The sequence below is a fragment of the Halorubrum sp. SS7 genome (assembly GCF_005435055.1).
In the GTDB taxonomy this organism is placed as follows: domain Archaea; phylum Halobacteriota; class Halobacteria; order Halobacteriales; family Haloferacaceae; genus Halorubrum; species Halorubrum salinarum.
In genome coordinates, this window is record NZ_SGXV01000564.1 from 1 (window position 1) to 255 (window position 255).

A 255-nucleotide genomic window follows, 5' to 3' on the forward strand; every position below is an offset into this window, starting at 1 on the left:
GTCGCCCACAGGGCGTCCCGGTACGGGTCGTAGAAGACGCCGTGGAAGTGACGGACTTCGGTCGTCTCGACGCGAATCTCCCACGTCCGCCCGTCGTCATCGCTGCGGAGGATCCGAGCCGGGTCGTCCCCGAGCGTGTACTCCGCGAGGTAGACGTCGCCGCCGTGGAGACAGACCGAGGTCGGGAGCGTGCCCATCGGTCCCGACGAGTCGGGGAGCCGATGGACCGGCGCCCACGACCGCCCGGAGTCGCCG

General features: G+C 71.0%; 1 pseudogene. It reads right to left on the reverse strand.

From position 1 onward, the window contains the following. Positions 1-255, reverse strand: a pseudogene (locus EXE44_RS19145) (glycosyl hydrolase); the annotation flags it as partial.